The organism is Aminobacter ciceronei (genome assembly GCF_014138625.1).
Classification (GTDB): domain Bacteria; phylum Pseudomonadota; class Alphaproteobacteria; order Rhizobiales; family Rhizobiaceae; genus Aminobacter; species Aminobacter ciceronei.
The window spans coordinates 1-19568 of record NZ_JACJHY010000011.1 but is presented as its reverse complement, the minus strand read 5'-3'; the positions used below and the strand labels follow the sequence as shown (position 1 = coordinate 19568).

General features: G+C 58.4%; 14 protein-coding genes and 1 pseudogene. 12 read left to right on the top strand and 3 right to left on the bottom strand.

The features are described from left to right. Nucleotides 1-206 precede the first annotated feature (206 nt). The 9 genes from HNQ95_RS12945 (at nt 207) to HNQ95_RS12905 (ending at nt 13287) form a co-directional block, all read left to right on the top strand. On the top strand, nt 207-1397 hold the full coding sequence (locus tag HNQ95_RS12945) for an aminotransferase class V-fold PLP-dependent enzyme (RefSeq protein WP_067967860.1): 1191 nt from the start codon (nt 207-209) through the stop codon (nt 1395-1397). A gap of 11 nt (nt 1398-1408) precedes the next feature. Then, on the top strand, nt 1409-2374 hold the full coding sequence (locus HNQ95_RS12940) for an HpcH/HpaI aldolase/citrate lyase family protein (RefSeq protein WP_067967863.1): 966 nt from the start codon (nt 1409-1411) through the stop codon (nt 2372-2374). A 13-nt stretch (nt 2375-2387) separates the two neighbouring features. After that, nucleotides 2388-3572 (top strand): malate--CoA ligase subunit beta, encoded by a 1185-nt coding sequence (locus HNQ95_RS12935; RefSeq protein ID WP_154384334.1) that lies wholly within the window; start codon nt 2388-2390, stop codon nt 3570-3572. An 11-nt stretch (nt 3573-3583) separates the two neighbouring features. Next, nucleotides 3584-4483: a succinate--CoA ligase subunit alpha gene (sucD, locus tag HNQ95_RS12930; protein ID WP_067967870.1), complete on the top strand. Its 900-nt coding sequence runs from the start codon at nt 3584-3586 to the stop codon at nt 4481-4483. Nucleotides 4484-4647: 164 nt separating this feature from the next. After that, entirely contained in the window at nt 4648-5616 is a 969-nt protein-coding gene (locus HNQ95_RS12925) for a 2-hydroxyacid dehydrogenase (RefSeq protein WP_067967873.1), read from the top strand. Beyond that, the gene (locus HNQ95_RS12920; RefSeq protein WP_182574366.1) at nt 5616-6917 is read left to right on the top strand and encodes a glycerate kinase type-2 family protein; all 1302 of its coding nucleotides are present in this window, start codon (nt 5616-5618) and stop codon (nt 6915-6917) included. The genes HNQ95_RS12925 and HNQ95_RS12920 overlap by 1 nt, the downstream gene beginning before the upstream one ends. A gap of 156 nt (nt 6918-7073) precedes the next feature. Next, entirely contained in the window at nt 7074-7814 is a 741-nt protein-coding gene (locus tag HNQ95_RS12915) for a helix-turn-helix domain-containing protein (protein WP_154384337.1), read from the top strand. 434 nt (nt 7815-8248) lie between these two features. Beyond that, nucleotides 8249-8824, top strand: coding sequence for an FkbM family methyltransferase (locus HNQ95_RS12910; protein ID WP_182574367.1), 576 nt, complete (start codon nt 8249-8251; stop codon nt 8822-8824). Between the two features lie 140 nt (nt 8825-8964). Continuing rightward, nucleotides 8965-13287, top strand: a complete 4323-nt coding sequence (locus HNQ95_RS12905; RefSeq protein WP_210289158.1) for a glycoside hydrolase family 99-like domain-containing protein — start codon at nt 8965-8967, stop codon at nt 13285-13287. Nucleotides 13288-13381: 94 nt separating this feature from the next. Here HNQ95_RS12905 and HNQ95_RS12900 read toward each other — a convergent pair whose 3' ends face one another. After that, a complete protein-coding gene (locus HNQ95_RS12900) occupies nt 13382-13645 on the bottom strand; it encodes a hypothetical protein (protein ID WP_182576219.1) in 264 nt (87 codons plus the stop codon). Between the two features lie 329 nt (nt 13646-13974). Between HNQ95_RS12900 and HNQ95_RS12895 the strand changes: the two genes are divergently transcribed. Together HNQ95_RS12895 and HNQ95_RS12890 are read left to right on the top strand one after the other, a co-directional pair. Next, a complete protein-coding gene (locus tag HNQ95_RS12895; RefSeq protein ID WP_182576220.1) occupies nt 13975-14682 on the top strand; it encodes a hypothetical protein in 708 nt (235 codons plus the stop codon). Between the two features lie 154 nt (nt 14683-14836). After that, nucleotides 14837-15538, top strand: coding sequence for a class I SAM-dependent methyltransferase (locus tag HNQ95_RS12890; protein WP_182576221.1), 702 nt, complete (start codon nt 14837-14839; stop codon nt 15536-15538). Here HNQ95_RS12890 and HNQ95_RS12885 read toward each other — a convergent pair. Both HNQ95_RS12885 and HNQ95_RS12880 read right to left on the bottom strand, forming a co-directional pair. Continuing rightward, nucleotides 15535-17472: a glycosyltransferase gene (locus HNQ95_RS12885; protein ID WP_182576222.1), complete on the bottom strand. Its 1938-nt coding sequence runs from the start codon at nt 17470-17472 to the stop codon at nt 15535-15537. The genes HNQ95_RS12890 and HNQ95_RS12885 overlap by 4 nt on opposite strands. A 101-nt stretch (nt 17473-17573) precedes the next feature. Beyond that, a complete protein-coding gene (locus HNQ95_RS12880; protein ID WP_182576223.1) occupies nt 17574-18770 on the bottom strand; it encodes a polysaccharide pyruvyl transferase family protein in 1197 nt (398 codons plus the stop codon). Between the two features lie 400 nt (nt 18771-19170). On the opposite strand from HNQ95_RS12880, the pseudogene HNQ95_RS12875 reads away from it, so the two are divergent. Then, a pseudogene (locus tag HNQ95_RS12875) lies at nt 19171-19568 on the top strand (glutamine amidotransferase); the annotation flags it as partial.

Sequence of the window (19568 nt, the reverse complement as noted above, 5' to 3'; positions counted from 1 at the left end):
GAACTGGCGCCATGCATGCGGTGGCCGGGTAGGTTTCACCCTATCCGACAGGGGGTCGGCACATCTGAAAGAGTAGGCCCGGTCCAACGCCCAAAGGTCCGCGAATCTATCCCGGCAGGTGTTGTGAGCCGGCGGTGCAAAACCGATCATCCTCCCGAAAGCCACAGACAGGCGCCACGCCGCAACAATATTCGGGAGGACTTTTCATGGCCGGCTTCAATCAGCTTTTCGTTCCAGGACCGACCAACGTTCCGGAGAGTGTCCGGCAGGCGATGAACATGCCGATGGAGGACATGCGGGCGCCGGATTATCCGACCTTCACGCGCGGTCTGTTCACCGATCTGATGAAGGTCTTCCGCAACGAGACCGGCCGCGCCTTCATCTTCCCGTCCTCGGGCACCGGCGCCTGGGAGTCCGCCATCACCAACACGCTGAGCCCCGGTGATCGCGTGCTGATGTCGCGCTTCGGCCAGTTCTCGCATCTGTGGGTCGACATGGCCGAGCGCTTCGGCCTCGATGTCGACGTCGTCGATGTCGAATGGGGCACGGGCGTTCCCGTCGAGATCTATGCCGAACGCCTGGCAGCCGACAAGGAGCACCGCATCAAGGCGGTCTTCGTCACCCACAATGAAACCGCAACCGGCGTGACCAGCGATGTCGGCGCCGTGCGTGCCGCCCTCAACGCCGCCAAGCACCCGGCGCTGCTGTTCGTCGACGGAGTGTCGTCGGTCGGCTCGATCGACTTCCGCCAGGAAGAGTGGGGTGTCGACTGCGCAGTGTCCGGCTCGCAAAAGGGCTTCATGCTGCCGCCCGGGCTCGGCTTCCTGTCGGTCAGCCAGAAGGCCCTCAACGCTGCCAAGACTGCAAAATTCAGCCGCTGCTACTTCTCGTTCGAGGACCAGATTCGCGCCAACGACACCGGCTACTTCCCCTACACGCCGGCCGTCCAACTGCTGCGCGGCCTGCGCGCCGCCCTCGACCTGATCCAGGAAGAAGGGCTCGACAACATCTTCGAACGTCATCACCGGCTGGCGACCGGCGTGCGCAAGGCGGTCGACGCCTGGGGCCTGCGCGTCTGCGCCAAGGAAGCGAAGTGGAATTCCGACACGGTCAGCGCGATCGTGGTTCCGGAAGGCATCGACAGCGCCGACATCGTCCGCCGCGCCTATAACGGCTACCAGACCTCGCTCGGCGTCGGCCTCAACAAGGTCGCCGGCAAGGTGTTCCGCATCGGCCATCTCGGCTGGGTCAACGAAGTGATGATGTGCGGTGCGATCTCGGCCGCCGAGATGTCGCTGCGCGACTGCGGCGTCAAGGTTCAGCCGGGCTCTGGCGTCGGTGCCGCGCTCGAACACTATCGCCTGTCGGCTCAGCCGGCCGTCGCCAAGGCAGCCTGAGGGAGGATCGCATGAGCCATACACTCCACCACCTCCGCAAGCTGCGCCTGCAACGCTCGGAGCTCGCCGTTCCGGGCTCCAATCCGGAGATGATCCGCAAGGCCGCCGACGGCGAAGCCGACTACATCTTCCTCGACATCGAGGATGCGGTGGCGCCGCCTGACAAGGAGCGGGCGCGCAAGAACATCATCCAGGCGCTGAACGAAATCGACTGGCGCGCCAAAGGCAAGACCATTTCGGTCCGCATCAACGGCCTCGATACCCATTACATGTACCGCGACGTGGTCGACGTGATGGAACAGGCAGGTGACAAGCTCGACACCATCCTGGTGCCCAAGGTCGGCGTGCCCGCCGACCTCTATACGGTCGACGCCATGGTCACCCAGATCGAGATGGCCAAAGGCTTCAAGACCCGCGTCGGCCTGGAAGCGCTGATCGAGACAGCACTTGGCATGGCCAATGTCGAGGCCATTGCTGCCTATGGCGGCCGGCTCGAGGCGATGCATTTCGGCGTTGCCGACTATGCCGCCAGCTGCAAGGCGCGCACGGTCAGCATCGGTGGCCTCAACCCCGATTACCCCGGCGATCAGTGGCACGCCGCCCTGTCGCGGATGACGGTTGCCTGCCGCGCCTACGGCCTGCGCCCGATCGACGGCCCGTTCGGCGACTTCTCCGATCCGGAGGCCTACATCGCCGCCGCCAAGCGTGCGGCAGCCCTCGGCATCGAAGGCAAGTGGGCAATCCATCCCTCGCAGATCGAGTTGGCCAACGCCGTGTTCTCGCCGCCGGAGAAGGAAGTCACCCGCGCCCGCCGCATCATCGAAGTGCTCAAGGAAGCCGAGGAGCAGGGCAAGGGTGCCGCAGCTCTCGACGGCAAGATGATCGACGCCGCATCCGAACGTATGGCCCGCAACGTCCTGGTCATGCACGACGCAATCGAGCAGTCGGCGCGGTCGCGCAACAGCCTGCCAAACTGAGGAGGAGTTCGACATGGATATTCATGAATATCAGGCCAAGGAACTGCTCGCCCGCTACTCGGTGCAGATCCCGCGCGGCGGCCTGGCCTACAGCCCGGAGCAGGCGACCTATCGCGCCAGCGAGATCGGCGGCGGCAAATGGGTGGTCAAGGCACAGATCCATTCCGGTGCCCGCGGCAAGGCCGGCGGCATCCGTATCTGCACCACTGACAACGAGGTCTCCGAGGCCGCCGAATCCATGCTCGGCCGCAAGCTGGTGACGCATCAGACCGGCCCCAAAGGCAAGCTGGTGTCGCGCCTCTATGTCGAGGAAACCGTCGACATCCGCCAGGAGCTCTATCTTGGCATCGTGCTCGACCGCAAGTCGGAGCGCGTCATGATCGTGGCCTCCGCCTCCGGCGGCATGGAGATCGAGGAGATCGCCGAAAAGCAGCCCGACTCGATCATCCGCGCCATCGTCGATCCGGGCGCCGGCATGCAGCAGTTCCAGGCCCGCGAGATCGCCTTCGGTCTCGGCCTCGACAACAGCCTGATCGGCAAGGCCGTCGATACGCTGCTCGGCTGCTACCGAGTCTTCCGCGACTTCGACGCCTCGATGCTGGAGATCAACCCGCTCGTCATCACCAAGGACGGCAATCTGATCGCGCTCGACGCCAAGATGTCCTTCGACGAAAACGCGCTGTTCCGCCGCGCCGAGATTTCGGAGCTGCGTGACAAGTCGCAGGAAGATCCGCGCGAAACCTTCGCCAGCGACCGTGGCCTGTCTTATGTCGGCCTCGAAGGCAACATCGGCTGCATCATCAATGGTGCCGGCCTCGCCATGGCGACGATGGACATGATCAAGATCGCCGGCGGCGAGCCTGCCAACTTCCTCGACATCGGCGGCGGTGCGTCGCCCGAGCGCGTCGCCAAGGCATTCCGCGCTGTGCTGGCCGACAAGAACATCGAGACCATTCTTGTCAACATCTTCGCCGGCATCAACCGCTGCGACTGGGTGGCCGAGGGTGTCATCAAGGCAATCCGCGAGGTTGGCGTCAACGTGCCGCTGGTCGTGCGGCTCGCCGGAACCAATGTCGAAGAGGGCCGGCGCATTCTCGCCGAGTCGGGCGAAAAGGTGATCGTCGCCGATACGCTCGCCGAGGCAGCCGAGAAATCGGTTGAAGCGATGCGCGCCTACGCGAAATCAAAAAAGAACTAAGGGAGGTCGAAATGGCAGTTCTCTTGAATCGCCGGACGCGCGTCATCGTCCAGGGTCTGACCGGCAAGATCGGCTCGTTCCACGCCGACGACATGAAGCGCTACGGCACCAACGTGGTCGGCGGTGTCACCCCGGGCAAGGGTGGACAGGTCCACCAGGGCATTCCGGTGTTCAACACCGTTCGCGGCGCCGTGCGCGAGACCGGCGCCGAAGCCTCGATCGTCTTCGTGCCGCCGCCCTTTGCCGCCGACTCGATCATGGAAGCGGCCGAGGCAGGCCTGAAGCTCTGCGTCTGCATCACCGACGGCATCCCCTCGCAGGACATGATGCGGGTCAAGCGCTATATGCGCCGCTTCCGCTACGAAGACCGCATGCGCCTCGTTGGCCCGAACTGCGCCGGCGTCATTACCCCCGGCCAGGCACTGATGGGCATCATGCCCGGCAACATCTACCTGCCGGGACGTGTCGGCATCGTCGGCCGCTCGGGTACGCTCGGTTATGAAGCTGCCTCGCAGATGAAGGCGCTGGGCATTGGCGTTTCGACCTCGGTCGGCATTGGCGGCGACCCGATCAACGGCTCGTCCTTCAAGGACATCCTCAAGCTGTTCGAAGACGATCCGGACACGGATGCCGTGGTCATGATCGGCGAGATCGGCGGTCCGCAGGAAGCCGAAGCCGCCGAATGGGCCAGGCACAACATGCGCAAGCCGCTCATCGCCTACATCGCCGGCCTTTCGGCGCCGAAGGGCAAGCGCATGGGCCATGCCGGCGCCATCATTTCGGCCTTCGGCGAATCCGCCCAGGAGAAGGTCGAGATCCTGCGCGAGGCCGGCGTGACCATCGTGCCGACCCCGGCAGCCTTCGGCCCGACTGTCGCCAGCGTGCTCGAGCAGCAGAAGAAGGCCGCCTGACCTGGCCTTCGGGGAGCCGGCGCCGACCGGCTCCCCTCTGTCCGGCTGGTGCACCGGCCGATTATCGATGATCCATCGCATGATGTGTCGTTTCGAACTGCTAAAGTGCGCCTTGCGCGTTCGACAGCGACGCGTGGCGCTCCAAGCATGACCAAGGAACTGAAATGAAACCTCGCGTTATCGTCACCCGCCGCTGGCCCGCGGCAGTCGAGCAGATCCTGGCGGAACGCTTCGACACGACCTTCAATCAGGGCGATGCGCCGCTTGGCCCGACCGAGCTCAAGGCAGCGTTCCTGAACTTTGACGCGATCCTGCCGACCGTCAGCGACAAGCTGCCGGCGTCGGTCTTCCCCGATGCCGACATCCGCACCAGGATCCTTGCCAATTTCGGCGTCGGATTCAGCCATATCGACACGGACGCCGCTCGCGCCCGTGGCATCGTGGTGACCAACACGCCCGGCGTTCTGACTGACTGCACCGCCGACATCGGTATGAGCCTGCTGCTGTCGGTCGCCCGGCGGGCGGGCGAGGGCGAGCGCCAGGTTCGCGCCGGCCAGTGGGCGGGCTGGTGCCCGACCCACATGATCGGCACCAAGGTCACTGGCAAGACGATCGGTATCATCGGCATGGGCCGTATCGGCAAGGCCATGGCCAAGCGCGCGCATTTCGGCTTCGACATGGATGTCGTCTTCTACAATCGCTCGAAGGTCGACGACGAGGAAACCCGCGCCATGGGCGCGCGGCAGCTGGCAAGCATCGAAGAGGTGTTGGCCGCGTCCGACTTCGTGTCGCTGCACTGCCCCGGCGGTGCCGAGAACCGGCACCTTATTAATGCCGAGCGTCTCGCTGCGATGAAGCGCGGCGCGTTCCTGATCAACACGGCGCGCGGCGACGTGGTCGACCAGAAGGCACTCGTTGCGGCACTCGACAGCGGCACCATCGCCGGCGCCGGCCTCGACGTCTATGACGGCGAGCCTGACGTGCCCGGCGCCCTGATGCGCATGGAAAATGTGGTGTTGTTGCCGCATCTGGGCAGCGCCACCGAGGAAACCCGCGTGGCCATGGGCATGAAGGCGGTGGACAATCTGACCGCCTTCTTCGAGGGCCGCGCCTTACCCGACAAGGTGGTGTGATGTATCTCGACTGCTCGGTTTCGGCACTGGTCAAGCTTCGCGCGCAGGCAACCGCCCTGTTTCGCGAAGGCATCGCGGCTTCCGATCCCGAGCAGGCGGTCACTTCCACGCTTGAAACGAGAACCGATGAGATCGCCGCGGCAAGGCGTGTCATCCTGATCGCCTTCGGCAAGGCGGCGTGTCCGATGGCGCGCGCGGCCTTGCCGTTCATCGGCGACAAGCTTGTTACCGCCATTGCCGTGACCAATTTCGAGAACCTGACGGAGATCGAAGGCGTCGATGTGATATCAGGCGGTCATCCCTTGCCCGACGAAGGCAGCATCAGGGGGGCCGAGCTCATCGAGCGTGCTGCCCTGTCGGCCGAACCGGGCGACCTGGTGCTGGTGCTGGTCAGCGGCGGCGGTTCAGCGCTCACCTGCGCTCCAGCCGCCGGTATCGCGCTCGCCGACAAGATCGCGCTCAACGACACGCTGATCCGCTGCGGCGCCGACATCAGCGAAATCAACGCCGTCAGGCAGCTGTTTTCGCGGCTCAAGGGCGGACGCCTCGCCCAACTCGCGTCGCGGGCCAAGGTGCTGTCGCTCATCCTGTCCGACGTGCCCGGAGACGATGTCGGCACGGTGGCCAGTGGTCCGACCGCGCGGCCTTCGGCGACACAGGCCGAGGCCATTGCCATGCTCGACCGTTATGGTCTGGTCAGGACGCTGTCACCGGCGCTCAAGGCGCATCTCGACCTGCTTGTCGAACGCGCAGAGGTCGCGACCAGCTTCGACCATGTCGAAAACATCGTCATCGGCAGCAATGGCATCAGCCTGCAAAGGGTGATGCACAGCGCCGAGGCCAATTATCCGGTCGTCGTCAAGGCGGATGACTGGCTGAGCGGCGACGTCTCCGATGTCGCCAAGACGCTCCACCGCATGGCGGTGTTTGCCGCCAGCCAGCGCGGTCCCGTGGCGATCGTCGCCGGCGGCGAGCCGACGGTTCGCGTCGCCGGCAACGGCAAGGGCGGACGCAACCAGGAGCTGGCGTTGCGTTTCGCGTTGCTCAACGAGTGGACCTCGATCAAGCGCCCCTGGGTTTTCCTGAGCGGTGGCACCGATGGCCGCGATGGCCCGACGGATGCCGCTGGCGCCATCGTCGACGCCGGCTCGACCACCTGGATGCGCAAGCTCGGCTGCAACCCGGTGGCGCATCTGCAGAACAACGATTCCTATCATGCGCTGGCATCGTCGGGCGACCTTCTGATGACCGGCGCCACCGGCACCAATGTCGCCGACCTGCAAATACTGCTGATGCAGTAGCCGCGACTGCGCTCTTCAGAACCTGTCCAGTCTGCGCTCGGCCAGTCGCTGGCCTGTTGACCGCATTGCTGCGTTTGTCAGAATCTGTTGAACGCGCCGCCGAAAATGTTTACTCTCGGTGAAATAGATTCAGCGAGCAGAGACAGGCGGCGGCATATGAGCAAGGACAAGGCAGCGGAAAAGAACGGGCATTCGAAGAAGAATGGCAAGGCCATGTCGGCTGCGGTTTCAGCCGGTGCCGCAAAGTCCGCGCTGTCTCACGTCTCGCCGCCGCTGCACCAGGATCCGCACGCCGTCCGCGACACGCGCGAAAAAGTGCTTGAAGTGGCGATCGGCCACGAGGTGCGGGCCTTCCGCAAGAAGCTCGGCATCACCGTCGCCGACCTTGCCTCGGCCACCGACATTTCCCTCGGCATGCTGTCCAAGATCGAAAACGGCATCACCTCGCCATCGCTGACGACATTGCAGGCGCTGTCGCGGGCGCTCGGCGTGCCGGTCACCGCATTCTTCCGTCGCTTCGAAGAGGAGCGCAACGCCGTTTTCGTCAAGTCGGGCGAGGGCGTCGACGTCGAACGTCGCGGCACGCGCGCCGGGCACCAGTATACGCTGCTCGGCCATATCGGCTCCGACACGTCGGGCGTGACGGTCGAGCCCTATCTCATCACCTTGTCGGAAGATTCAGACGTCTTCCCGACCTTCCAGCATGACGGCATGGAGTTCCTCTACATGCTGGAAGGCGAGGTCGTTTACCGCCACAGCAACAATCTCTACCGCATGACGCCGGGCGACAGCCTGTTCTTTGATGCCGATGCGCCGCACGGCCCCGAAGAGCTGACGCATCTTCCGATCAAGTATCTGTCGATTATTTCTTATCCGCGCGGCCGCGGCGGGGACTGATTTCCTTGGAATTTCGCTGTCACATTTGGCTCTCAAAGCTGTTTTAAGGAGTGGATGAGATTTGGGTGTCTGTGACACACTTCGAGTTCGGAGCGGTCCGATCAAACGGGCGCGCGCGACTTGCGGCGTATGTGCCCGCCGAAGGGCATGGAACTTGTTGGGGGTAGCAGTTTGCCTTTCGAATCCGGCTCGTCACCGCCTGACCGCCGCGCAGGTATCAGTGACGAATGTTGAAACCTAGTGCTACGCGCTAGCGAGTCAGTTGGGAGCGAATGCTACTCTTCGCGGAATCTACGAATATCGAAACCGCACTCGACTTCATGAGTGCGCGGCTTAGGGCTGTGCTGATTTGCGCCAGCCGCTTGCGTCTGCATGAACGATCCGAGACATAGGTGATTTGGTGCCGACACAACGGCAACAGTGTTGGCTCTTGGATGGAAGCGTTGATGCCGTGGAGGCGGATGTTCGGTAATCACGATGGCAACTTCAATCCATTGTCTCTGCTGATGTGGGATATGTTTTTAGCTGATGGACCCTGCACGCGTGTTCTAGATGGTGACGCCAACTATGGCGAAATGCTTGCCAACGTCGAACTCCCCAACGTAACCGAAGTCATCGCCGTCGAGCCGAATAGCCTACTGCGCCCGTATCTAAGGAGAACCTTGGAGGAAGATGGTTTAGAAGCCCGGTACGTCTGCGTCGCGGCGTCGGACACAAAGGGCACTGCGCGCTTCCTTCGGGATGACGATTGGTCGGGAACAAGTCGCGTCCTCGAGGTCGACGAAGAGGCAGGGAACTGGTTGGAGGTTCCTCAGATTACTGCAGACAGCATTGTGGCAGAGACTCGCGGGACCTTGCGCCTAGCCAGGAAAGTCGACGTCGAGGGAAACGAGACCGCTGTTCTCCGTGGCGCTTATCAGAGTCTAGCACGCGCCGCTGACTATTCGATTCTTTGTCGAGATAAAGCACATTCCCGAAACCGACCAAGCGTGGATCTTCGCCAATTTTGATGTCTACGGTTTCAATACCCAGTCGAGGGGTTTGATTGAATTGAATGAGATGCCCCTCAAGGAAGTAAAGCGGATGATCGACTCAGGCGAAATTTATGCCCAAGACGTCATAGTCAAAAACAAAAAAGGCACTTGCGCTAATGTCTAACGCAATCAAATGGCACGCAATTTGGCGGCATCCGACCTCTTCACGCAAGAGGAAAGAGTTCCGCACCGGAGGGTACCGTTCGCTGCAAAGAAACACTGTCCAGAAATCGCGAGTGTGGGTAAATCTGGCGGCACTCCTCCGTCATCCCTTTTCATCCAATCAGCGCCGCACTTGGCGCGAAATTGCGCTCCATGGTGCAAGGACAACTGCGTTTGACGATACTGCGCCCCGAGGCAATTCTGAAGCCCTGCACGCTCGCCTATTTGATAAGTATGTCCAAAACTCGCTCGGAGAATTCGATCCCTCTGAATACGTGGAACTATCTGCAGATGCGGCTCCCGCAGACAACAGTGATGTTAAGCTGATTGCCTACTATCTGCCTCAATTTCATCCGGTGCCAGAAAACGACGCTTGGTGGGGCAAGGGTTTTACCGAGTGGCGCAACGTTGCGCGCGCCTATCCGCAGTTCGAGGGTCACTATCAACCCCGAGTTCCGGGTGAACTGGGATATTATGATCTTCGTGTTGTCGACGTGATGAAACGACAGGTCGAGTTGGCAAAGCACTATGGAATCCACGCATTCTGCTTTCACTTCTACTGGTTTGGCGGCAAGCGCCTGCTCGAAACGCCAATTTTGAACTATTTGGAGAACACTGATCTTGATCTGCCTTTCTGCCTTTGTTGGGCAAATGAAAATTGGTCGCGACGTTGGGACGGCAGCGAGAATGAAGTGCTCATCTCGCAATCGCATTCGGCCGAAGACGACGCCGAATTTCTGCGTTATCTCGACAAATATTTCAGCGACGATCGATATCTGAAGATTGATGGTAAGCCTGTTCTGACAGTATATCGGCCATCAATCCTTCCCGATACGTCAAAGACCGTCGAACGTTGGAGGAAGATCGCAATAGAACTTGGTTATCCAGGCATCTATCTAATCGCGACCAATTCGTTCGGCTTCTCGGACTACCAGAAGCTTGGCTTCGATGCGCTGTCGGAGTTTCCTCCGCATCATGTTGCCGCTCCTAACGTCCAAGATCATTTCCAGATGTCGCATTACCGGACCGGTTGGCGCGTTCGCTCGTATGAAGAAATTGTGTCTTCAGAGGAGAGCCGCCAACCGGTTGCCGGTACGGTATTCCCTGGCGTCATGCCGAGTTGGGACAACAGCGCCCGCCGCCCCGCAAATGGAGAAATCATCCACGGAGCGACGCCTGCGCTGTTTGAACGGTGGCTGAGCTTTGCCATCGCGCGCGCGCATAAGAACAACAATGCAGGCGGACGCTTCGTGCTCATTAATGCCTGGAATGAATGGGCCGAGGGAGCCTATCTCGAGCCGGACAAAAGGTTTGGCTACGCTTATCTCGAGGCATGCGCTTCGGCGATACGCACCCACGTTGACAACGCAAAGTTTCGCCTCTTTGCCGGCGATCGTATCCGACACAAAGGTGCGAAGACCATCTTGATATGCTCGCACCATGCCGGAAAGCAGGTATTCGGCGGTGAACGTAGCCTTCTCGACGTTCTGAGAGCGCTGGCCGACGGCGGATTCAATCTGGCGGTCACAATCCAGGAAGGAGGGAATGTAGCTTATGTAAAAGAGTTGAAGAAATACGCTCAGGAAATATACATATTTGGATATAGCCAATGGACTTCAAATCAAAAAGATACCTACGCGGCAACTCCGCAGTTTCTTGATATTATAGACGTTGTCAAACCCGACCTCGTTTATGTTAATACGATCGTCGTCGCCTCACCCCTTGCGGCCGCAAGGTTGCGCGGCATTCCCTCGGTTGTACATGCACGGGAGATCATTCTCCATGATGAGGACCTTCAGAAGCAGCTGGGATTGACCGGAGAGCAAGCTGTTAGACAGGTTCTAGAGTCTACCGAGCATATCATTGCAAATTCGCAGGCTACTGCGATGTGCTTTGCTGGTGGAAATGTTGCGACGATTCCCAACACAATAGATCTTAAGGATTTTGATTTACCTGCGGACAAATTAAGCGACATTGTTACATTTGGCCTAATTAGCAGCAACTTACCGAAGAAGGGTGTGGAGGATTTCATAGCCTTGGCGCGGGCGTGCGCAAAGCGGGTTCCGAACGCACGATTTCTGATTATAGGGCCGCTTTCACGTCCCCTCATCACTGGCTACCTGTCGCGAAAGAGGCAACTGCCGAAGAATCTCAGCTTCACTGATTATCTCCCGACGTCCGCCGAGGCGATTGCCCAAGTTGATGTCGTGGTGAACTTCTCGCATTTCCAGGAATCGTTTGGGCGCACAGTGCTTGAAGGTATGGCCGCAAAGCGACCTGCCATTGTCTACGACTGGGGTGCCTTGTCTGAACTGGTCAGTCATGGTGAAACCGGTTTCCTTGTCCGCTTTGGCCAACCAGCAGAGGCGGTGACGCACGTTGAGGCTTTCTGCCGAGATAGAGCATTGTTGCAGGATATGGGTGCGCGAGCCCGTGAAAGGGCAGCGGGCTACGATTTCCCGTACTACAGGGAGAAGCTTGTGAATTTCTGTCGAGAAATTATCGGCAAAGAAGCAACTGTGCGTGATTATTCACAAGTCCGCGACGAGCGCCTGGAATGTATTGCAAACAAGACTGTTGACATAGTCATCTGCGTTCATAACGCCTTGCGAGACGTCAGGGCATGCCTTGCTTCGGTGATGGCGCATCTCGGCGCGGGCCATCGTGTTATCCTGATCGACGACGGCTCTGGCGACGAGACGCGCGGCTATCTGCATAATTTTGCCCGCGCCAACAATTTGCTGTTACATCGTAACGGCGTCGCTCAAGGCTATACCCGAGCTGCCAACGTAGGTTTGTCTCTCTCAAGCGCGGATCTCGTCATTCTTCTGAATAGTGATACGATCGTCACCTCCAGTTGGGCAGAGAAACTGGCTGATGCAGTTTTTTCGACGCCCGGCGGCGGTGCAGTCGGACCTATGTCCAATGCTGCCTCGTTCCAGTCGATCCCTAGCACGGCAGGCACGGACAAGCAGACGGCGGTCAACGACCTGCCGCCGAACACGTCGCCAGATGAAATGAACGAGTGGTGTGAGCGGCACAGTACCTCGGCGGTTCCCTCGGTTCCACTAATACACGGCTTCTGCCTTGGCATAACTCGACAAGCCCTCGACACTGTCGGAAAGTTCGACGAATCGGCATTTCCGCATGGGTACGGAGAGGAAAACGACTACTGCTTCCGCTTAGCCGCGGCAGGGTTTCGCATGGTCGTTGCGACACACACATACGTTTATCACGTCAAGTCATCGAGTTACACTGTAGGACGGCGACAGGCGCTTTCAGAGCAAGCGCAGCAGGTCCTGTACGGTCGCTACGGTGAAGCGCTTTTCGGGTCCGCTATTCGTGCGCTCGAGCGAAGCCCGGAACTGTCGGTTATGCGGGTGCTAGCCGAAAACCTCTACGAAGAGGCTTTGGCTGGGATGACGACTTTCAGCACGACGCGCAGACCTCTTCCTCATCTGCTGTCGGGGCTTGACGATGCCCAATGGCTCCAAACTCTGCAGGCCAGCGTTGATAGCAGGATTGTCGATGGCATCAATTATCCCGGATTTCCAGACGCAAGCCTTCAAGTTGAAACGGTCGGTTCCAGTGGCAAAGAAACTATTGCAGAGGGTTTCCGGTTTTACTCCTTTGTTCTGAACGCAGCGAGAGTGAACGGGATTAAGCTAACCCCGGGTTCTAAGGTGCTTGACTTTGGAGCCGGCTGGGGTCGCATCATGCGATGTTTCCTGCGGGAAGTTTTGCCATCAGGCTTGCATGGTGTTGACACAAGTGATCGTTTTCTCGGGGCCGCGCGCCAGACTGGCGTCCCAGGGACCTTCAATTTGATCCAGCCCGACGGGAGTCTTCCTTTCGAGAGCAACAGCCTTGACATCGTGTATGCCTATTCTGTCTTCAGTCATCTTCCTGAGCACATTCAGAAGATCTGGCTCACTGAGATAGCGCGCGTTCTCAAGCCCGGGGGTCTTTTCGTGGCAACGGTTCAGCCACCGAGATTCCTAGATTTCATCCGGAGCGCGGAGAAAGAATGTGTTGCAAAAAGCGCTTGGCTACAGGAACTGCGGGCCGAACTTACGAAGATCAAAAATATTGATACGGCTTTGGAAGAATCCAAATTCATCTTCCTACCAACCAACAATGGGAAGACGTATGGCGACACCATCATGACGAGCACATATGTCGGCCGGGTTTGGGGCGCGCATTTTGACATCAAGGAATATCTGGACGATGCGGAACGCTTTCAACAAGCGATTGTTACGGCTCAGGTACGAAAATGAGGGCAGACTTCTCCTCAACTACGCTTGGGCTCGATGTTTGCTATGCAAGCCCATGGCAAGGGTTGTTCGAGAGGACGTGATTCCGACAATACCACTAGCCATCGTCGTGATGTATGCGTCCCGCTGCGGCTGGCAAGCTGGCGAACACTAGTGCAATTATCACCTGAGTTTGGCTGAGCGTAGTTGCACTAGATGGTCGGCCATCGCCGCGAATGTAGTCATCCAGCTTCTTGCCGGTGAACATGCCCTTAGTTATGCCGTCGAAAATGGCGCTCAAGGCAATCGGCCAGGTCATCATCTGGCCTGGTGCCGTGGCGCCGATCTTGCGGTGGTTCTCTTCCCGGGTGACTTGCACCAAGCCCTCGCCAACCAAAGGATAATAGGCTTCGAGCGCGGGTAACCTTTAGCCGCGCAGTTCGTGGATCAGCTGCATGGTATGCGCCGTTTCGTCATAGGCCGTCGACAGGATGTAGGCGAGGTGTCGAAGCGGCATGCCACGTCGTTGGGTTTCATCAAGTATATACGCTCGGTGCCGTCGACCTGGCTTTACGACGTTCCGAACACGTCAGGCGAGCGCGCGCAGGCCGCGTAGAACTTGCCACGGTCCATAAGATTTCCTCGGTTTGTGGTGGATGAGAGGCTTGCGCCAGATTGCGGCAAGAGCCCTCGGCCGCTAGAAAGCGCCACATGTTCATTATTGCCAGCAGCGGCCGGTGCGGCACCGAAGCTATATGCGAGGGGCTTAGCCGCTACTCAGATCACATCGTGAGGCACGAGCCGACGCCAACTCTACTGGAAGAAGCGTGGCAGAAAGACTGCGGGCAAAATTACAAGACCGACGTGTTTCGTGAGCGAATGCAGGGCTTTGCTACGTCTGGTCGCTATGGTGAATCGTTCCGCGCGCCCAATCTCTTGCATGACATTCGAGACGCGGCTGCGGAGACAAGATTTCTGATCGTGGTTCGCGAGCCGCTGGGATATGTACTTTCAGCGCACTCGAAGCGGGTTCTCAGCAAAGGCAACTATTGGGATCAATACCGCCTGCTTCCGCCTGGAAACGAGAAATTCGCGCTAGCCATGCGCATCGCGCTCCACTGGCGCACCGTCAACGAATACTTGGTCAAATTTGCTGAAGAGACGTTCTGCCCGGTCATCCTTCATCAGGAGTGGGCCAACTTGTTGGCGTCATTGCCTCAATTTCTAGGCGTAACTATTACCGACCCGATTTCGATGAAGGCATATTGGTCAACACGACCGAACGCCTCAATTTCGAAAGCTGTGCCAGACGGGTTCGACGCCGAAGCAATAGCGAACATCACGAATGACGTCTGGCGGCGAGCGGTGCACTGCTCACAACGCGAAGCTGCGAGAGAATTGGTCGATCTGCTCCGCTGAGAACCCACGCCTTCAGTCCCGCTGCATCATCGGCTCGGATTTGACAAAGCTGCCACTACGTGTCGTTGGCAATGCGAACGAGAGATTCTTGCGCGCGGCAGGTCCATGTGATGCTCCAGGTGATATTGAAGAAAGACCGTTCACGAGCTAAAGCATGCTCATGCTTACAGGTTTGAATGACTACGACTTCATTGATTTCGGCTGCAGCAAGGGCGGTTCTATCGCCTACGCGGCGAAGGCCTTCGGAGTGCCACGGGGAATCGGAATTGACATAAGTCCTGAGAAAGTCGAGGCGACGCGTGGAGCAGGCTTCGACGCGATGTTGGCGGATGCCCGAACACTGTCTGCCTATCCGAAAGCCGTTTCGTTCGTAACGATGCTGGACTTTCTCGAGCACTTACCGGGCCTCAGTGATGCCCGAACCTGCATTCTCTCAGCCTCCGAAGTAGCGAAAGATTTCATTTTTATCCGCCAGCCATGGTTCGACTCGGACGGATATCTCATGTCGCTAGGGCTGAAGCTCTACTGGTCTGACTGGAGGGGGCATCCCAACGCGATGACCAGCTTAGAGTTTCACAACGTGCTGTCGAGAATCCCCAACATCGAAGACTTCCGGATTTATGGGCGCGACCCTATTCTAGACAGCGACCACCCTGCCGTGCATCCGATTGGTTCTCCGACCGATCAACACGAATGGAAAGCCGGAACCCACGATCCCAAGCCAGCGGTACCTTTCGACCGCCCGGTCTTTAAGCAGATCATGTGCATTGCGATCCTGAAGGGCAGTTCGACAACCTTGGAAGAGGTCGAGGCAAAGTTGCCGTGGGACACGGTTGTCTTTGCCTCTGACGCTTAAAACAGTTTCCTGGCAAGTTCGCGAAGCCTCACCAGTTCTGGGTTGGTCTGCATAGCGAGAACGCATCGGCGAATGCGCGATCGGCCGTGCCGTTTGTTGAACGCTTCAGAGCCAGCTTTCATCAATGCCACACGCTTCTCCGAAGAATAGCTCTTCGACTTTACATGGTACACGTAGGTGTGAGTGGCCAGAACCAGACCGACGCCTGCATTGGTCGCGCGCATACAGTAGTCGTTCTCTTCACCGTACCCGTTCGGAAAAAGCTCTTCGTCGAATGGCCCAAGCTTATTAAGTGCCTCACGTGTCACGCCGAAGCAGAAGCCGTGAACCAGTGGTACTCGTGGCAAGAACGACGGTTTGGCCCATTGTTCGCAAAGCGAGTTCATGTCGTCTGCTGAAAGGCCGGGCGGCAATGTGTTGATCGCGGTTTGCCCTGAAGATCCAATATGCTCTGGCAGAGACTGGTGGCTAGCGGCGTTCGACATTGGCCCTACGATACCTGCGCCCGGCGTCGAGAAAACTGCGTCCGCCATCTTCTCAGCCCACTGGTCGGTGACAACCGTGTCGCTGTTGAGGAGGATGACGAACGGGGCAGACGAAAGATGGATGCCAATGTTCGCTGCCTTAGTATAGCCTCGCGGAGTGGCATTGCGGTGAAGGGTTACCCAATCACGGCCATTCTTGAACGACGAAAGAAATTCCCGCGTTTCTTTATCAGATCCATCATCGACTATGATCAGTCGATGCAAATCGGCACGCTTCCGTTCCACCGATGCAAGGCAGGCGCGCACATCCTGCAACGCATTGTGAACGCAAACGACGATATCAATTTCTTTGTCTGCCACCGTCACAAGTCGGATCACCTTTACGTCTGCGTAAGATGCGACATCCCGAGCCCTAGACGGAACCACTTGGTTTAGTCGATCAAAAAGGATTTGCGCCGGACCTTCGCCCCGATCATGAGGTGAGAAAGCAAACGATGGATGATCGCGCACACTGTGCGGTTTCTGCGTTATCCAATGTGGATTGATACCGGCCTCACAAAGCGCAAAGTTGATACTCAACTGGTCGCGCCGGCTGAATTTCGATATCTCGCGCCACCACGCGTCGAGAAAAACTTGCGACTTCTGCTGTCGGAGGTCGATCATTAGAAAGTTGGATTCGATAAGGTCTTTGGTCTTAAATCCACCATCTGAATAAGTGTCGAGTTGAGACACCATCGTCTCAAGATCGTCTTTGCTGCGCTCCGCACATGCGGCAACTTCTTGCTGCAATGTCTCTCTCTGCGGGTGGGGAATAGCTGCTACAGCTCGTCCAGACGCCAGGAACTGCTCGATCAATTTCTCGATCGGTTCGACGATCATTATGTTGGAGTCGATCCAGATCGCGATGTCACAATCATCGAGAAGGTGGTGCGGATGAGTCTTTACGTAGCGTGCCGCCCTGGTCGGGTCATCCTCGTGGAACGGAATTGGACGGACATCGAATAGGCCGAGATCTGGAATGTCGTTGTCTGAAAAGACGACATACCTAAAATTCTCGTTGATGCATTCATGGATGCGCAGCGCGTCATAATTGCCAACTATGGCCGTAAAGACTACGACCCTCGGATTGCCGCTGACCTCCCGACGATGGCGCCCTAGCCACTTCGGATACTCCAGTGCCAAGAGTCGTTCGGACACGCTAATTGCCAGGCGTGCCTTTGAGGCTGTTCCATGGAAATCCCCATAGACTTCGGCTAATTGACGCCACCGCTCGATTGCTTCCGGCCAATTGCGATCGTCAAAGCTTCCTTCCGCCGCGGCGACCCTTTTTCCCCACTGCTTTTTGTCCAATTCTTGTTCAAGCCGCCGTGCGTCGTCGCCAGAGGGTGGTGCAATGACTTGATCGGAACGCGTTGAAAGCCGGCGTATTAGCTTCTGTAGAATGCTCACATCCCCCCCTTGGCAATCGGCAAGCTACTAGGGAGTACCGGGTTTGAAGGGATTTCTCAACGGCAGGAAATGTCTGTATTCAGAGAAAAACACTTCCCCATCTACGACTTCGTCAGATTTTTCAGGCGCATTTGCTGCTTCCGGAATCGTCCGACCAAGTCCTGAAAGGTCGCCGCGAGTATCGCCTCGTTCAGGCCTTCTACCGCGGGAATCTGGCGCTGTTGAGGGGACTTGACGCTGTCCGCTATTCGGCTCCAATGCGCGTCAAGTCGGGTGTTGATCTCAGGAGGCAGGTTGCCTGCCCCGTCCAGAGAGCTGGCCCAGTCTCTCGCCTCTGACCACGTTTGAACGCAAATGGTGCGAGAGCCCAACAATCGCTGCAGCCCCGCAAACTTCACCACCTTTTGCGAAGCAACATTCAACGCTGGTACACCGAAAGCCATAGACGTGATGAAACCATGCATCGATGATCCCAGATAAGCTTTCGACCGAGACAAACACGCCACAATTTCCCGGAGTGATGACGGATGGTCGATGACTATTGGGCTAGATACCATTTTCCTGGCCACGCGCATCGCAAGACGGTCATCTCCGTGACATGGCCCGAGCGCTAGCAGCAATGGCGTGCTGTCCGTCGCGACGCCGATATCGTCAAGGCAGGAGGCCACTTCCGCTTCGGGCAACCCCAGGTACCGTTCATTTAGATGGATAGCGATTGTTCGATCTGTGCGCCCTTGAACCACCTGCCGATAGGCGTCATCCAATTCAACGTTGGACCAAAGGATCGGGATATCCCAGGCCGTGTCAAGGATTACGTCAATGTTTGCGTCGGGGTGCACGTCAAGCAACAAGCTGCGGCTGTCGTCATCCCTAACCGACAAATACGTCGCGGCGTCCAGTGCTACTCTCACGAGCGAGTGCTGGAACTGAGGGAAAGCCTCAGGCACGCCGGGGGCGTTCCAACACAAAGGAATTCCCGACGCGGCCACGTCAGCGACGCCAGCCCATAGCATCGAATATCCGGCCATGGCCGCAGCGTCGATTTGGTATTCATCAAGGGTTGCGGCGGACATTCTGATGACGTTTCCGCCACCTACCAACAAAGCATCGCATTCGTTCGCAGTTGCCAACCGTCTTGACGGGAGGCAGTCCCCCCAAATTGGATCGCCACCTGCAGGAGAAAGAGCCACCACCTCACATTGGGTTAATGCACCAAGCCTCTTTTGAGCAATCAGCGGGAACAAAAGGTCCCCAAAATTGGCCACATCAAACGTACCTAGGATACCAACCCGTCTCATAAATCCCTCAAACAACAATATGCGCGCGAGACATAACACAGAAGCGAATGCGGCGCGCTCTGTCTTCACACCCCACTAGTCGACGTCACCTCGACGCGACTGATTGGCGGCCGATTTCGTAGAGCTTGAAGTAGGTCTGACGAAGCACTCGTACGCCCCTGAGACGACGTTGGCATCGGCTGCTTCTGTGAGTCGCTTCTTCTCCTGAGGTTCCAGCATTCCACATGGCTGTTCGCAAAGGACGCGGAGTGCCGCGCCAGGGTGGGGCAGCGGTGGCTGCAGCGCCATTTGTCAGCCGTCCCTTGTTTTTCTACAGGAATAAAAAATTCATCACAGTTGAATTGGCATCCGGAACCTGCTAGCTTTTGTCACAGGCAGCCAATCAGGTGAGGAAACCGGGATGTGCGGAATTGTAGGACTCTTTTTGAAGGACAAGTCGCTGGAGCCCCAATTGGGCGCATTGCTGTCCGAAATGCTTGTAACCATGACCGATCGTGGCCCCGATAGCGCGGGCATCGCCATCTACGGCGGCGGCACAAAAGGTCATGCCAAGGTCACCATCCAGTCGGCCAATCCGGACGTGGACTTCAAGGGTCTGGACGCCGAGCTCGGCAAGAAGATCGGCGCCAAGGTTTCGTCGACGATCAAGTCGACCCACGCCGTGCTCGACGTGCCGACCGAAAAGGTCGCCGAAGCCCGTGCAGCACTTGCCGAACTGCGCCCCAGCGTCCGTGTCATGGGCGCCGGCGAAGCGATCGAAATCTACAAGGAAGTCGGCCTGCCGGTCGAAGTCGTGAA

What these genes read in the sequence shown, in the direction of transcription:
- HNQ95_RS12945 (WP_067967860.1), top strand. Translation starts at nt 207, where the DNA reads ATGGCCGGCTTCAATCAGCTTTTCGTTCCAGGACCGACCAACGTTCCG.
- HNQ95_RS12940 (WP_067967863.1), top strand. Translation starts at nt 1,409, where the DNA reads ATGAGCCATACACTCCACCACCTCCGCAAGCTGCGCCTGCAACGCTCG.
- HNQ95_RS12935 (WP_154384334.1), top strand. Translation starts at nt 2,388, where the DNA reads ATGGATATTCATGAATATCAGGCCAAGGAACTGCTCGCCCGCTACTCG.
- sucD (WP_067967870.1), top strand. Translation starts at nt 3,584, where the DNA reads ATGGCAGTTCTCTTGAATCGCCGGACGCGCGTCATCGTCCAGGGTCTG.
- HNQ95_RS12925 (WP_067967873.1), top strand. Translation starts at nt 4,648, where the DNA reads ATGAAACCTCGCGTTATCGTCACCCGCCGCTGGCCCGCGGCAGTCGAG.
- HNQ95_RS12920 (WP_182574366.1), top strand. Translation starts at nt 5,616, where the DNA reads ATGTATCTCGACTGCTCGGTTTCGGCACTGGTCAAGCTTCGCGCGCAG.
- HNQ95_RS12915 (WP_154384337.1), top strand. Translation starts at nt 7,074, where the DNA reads ATGAGCAAGGACAAGGCAGCGGAAAAGAACGGGCATTCGAAGAAGAAT.
- HNQ95_RS12910 (WP_182574367.1), top strand. Translation starts at nt 8,249, where the DNA reads ATGGAAGCGTTGATGCCGTGGAGGCGGATGTTCGGTAATCACGATGGC.
- HNQ95_RS12905 (WP_210289158.1), top strand. Translation starts at nt 8,965, where the DNA reads ATGTCTAACGCAATCAAATGGCACGCAATTTGGCGGCATCCGACCTCT.
- HNQ95_RS12895 (WP_182576220.1), top strand. Translation starts at nt 13,975, where the DNA reads ATGTTCATTATTGCCAGCAGCGGCCGGTGCGGCACCGAAGCTATATGC.
- HNQ95_RS12890 (WP_182576221.1), top strand. Translation starts at nt 14,837, where the DNA reads ATGCTCATGCTTACAGGTTTGAATGACTACGACTTCATTGATTTCGGC.
- HNQ95_RS12880 (WP_182576223.1), bottom strand. Translation starts at nt 18,770, where the DNA reads ATGAGACGGGTTGGTATCCTAGGTACGTTTGATGTGGCCAATTTTGGG.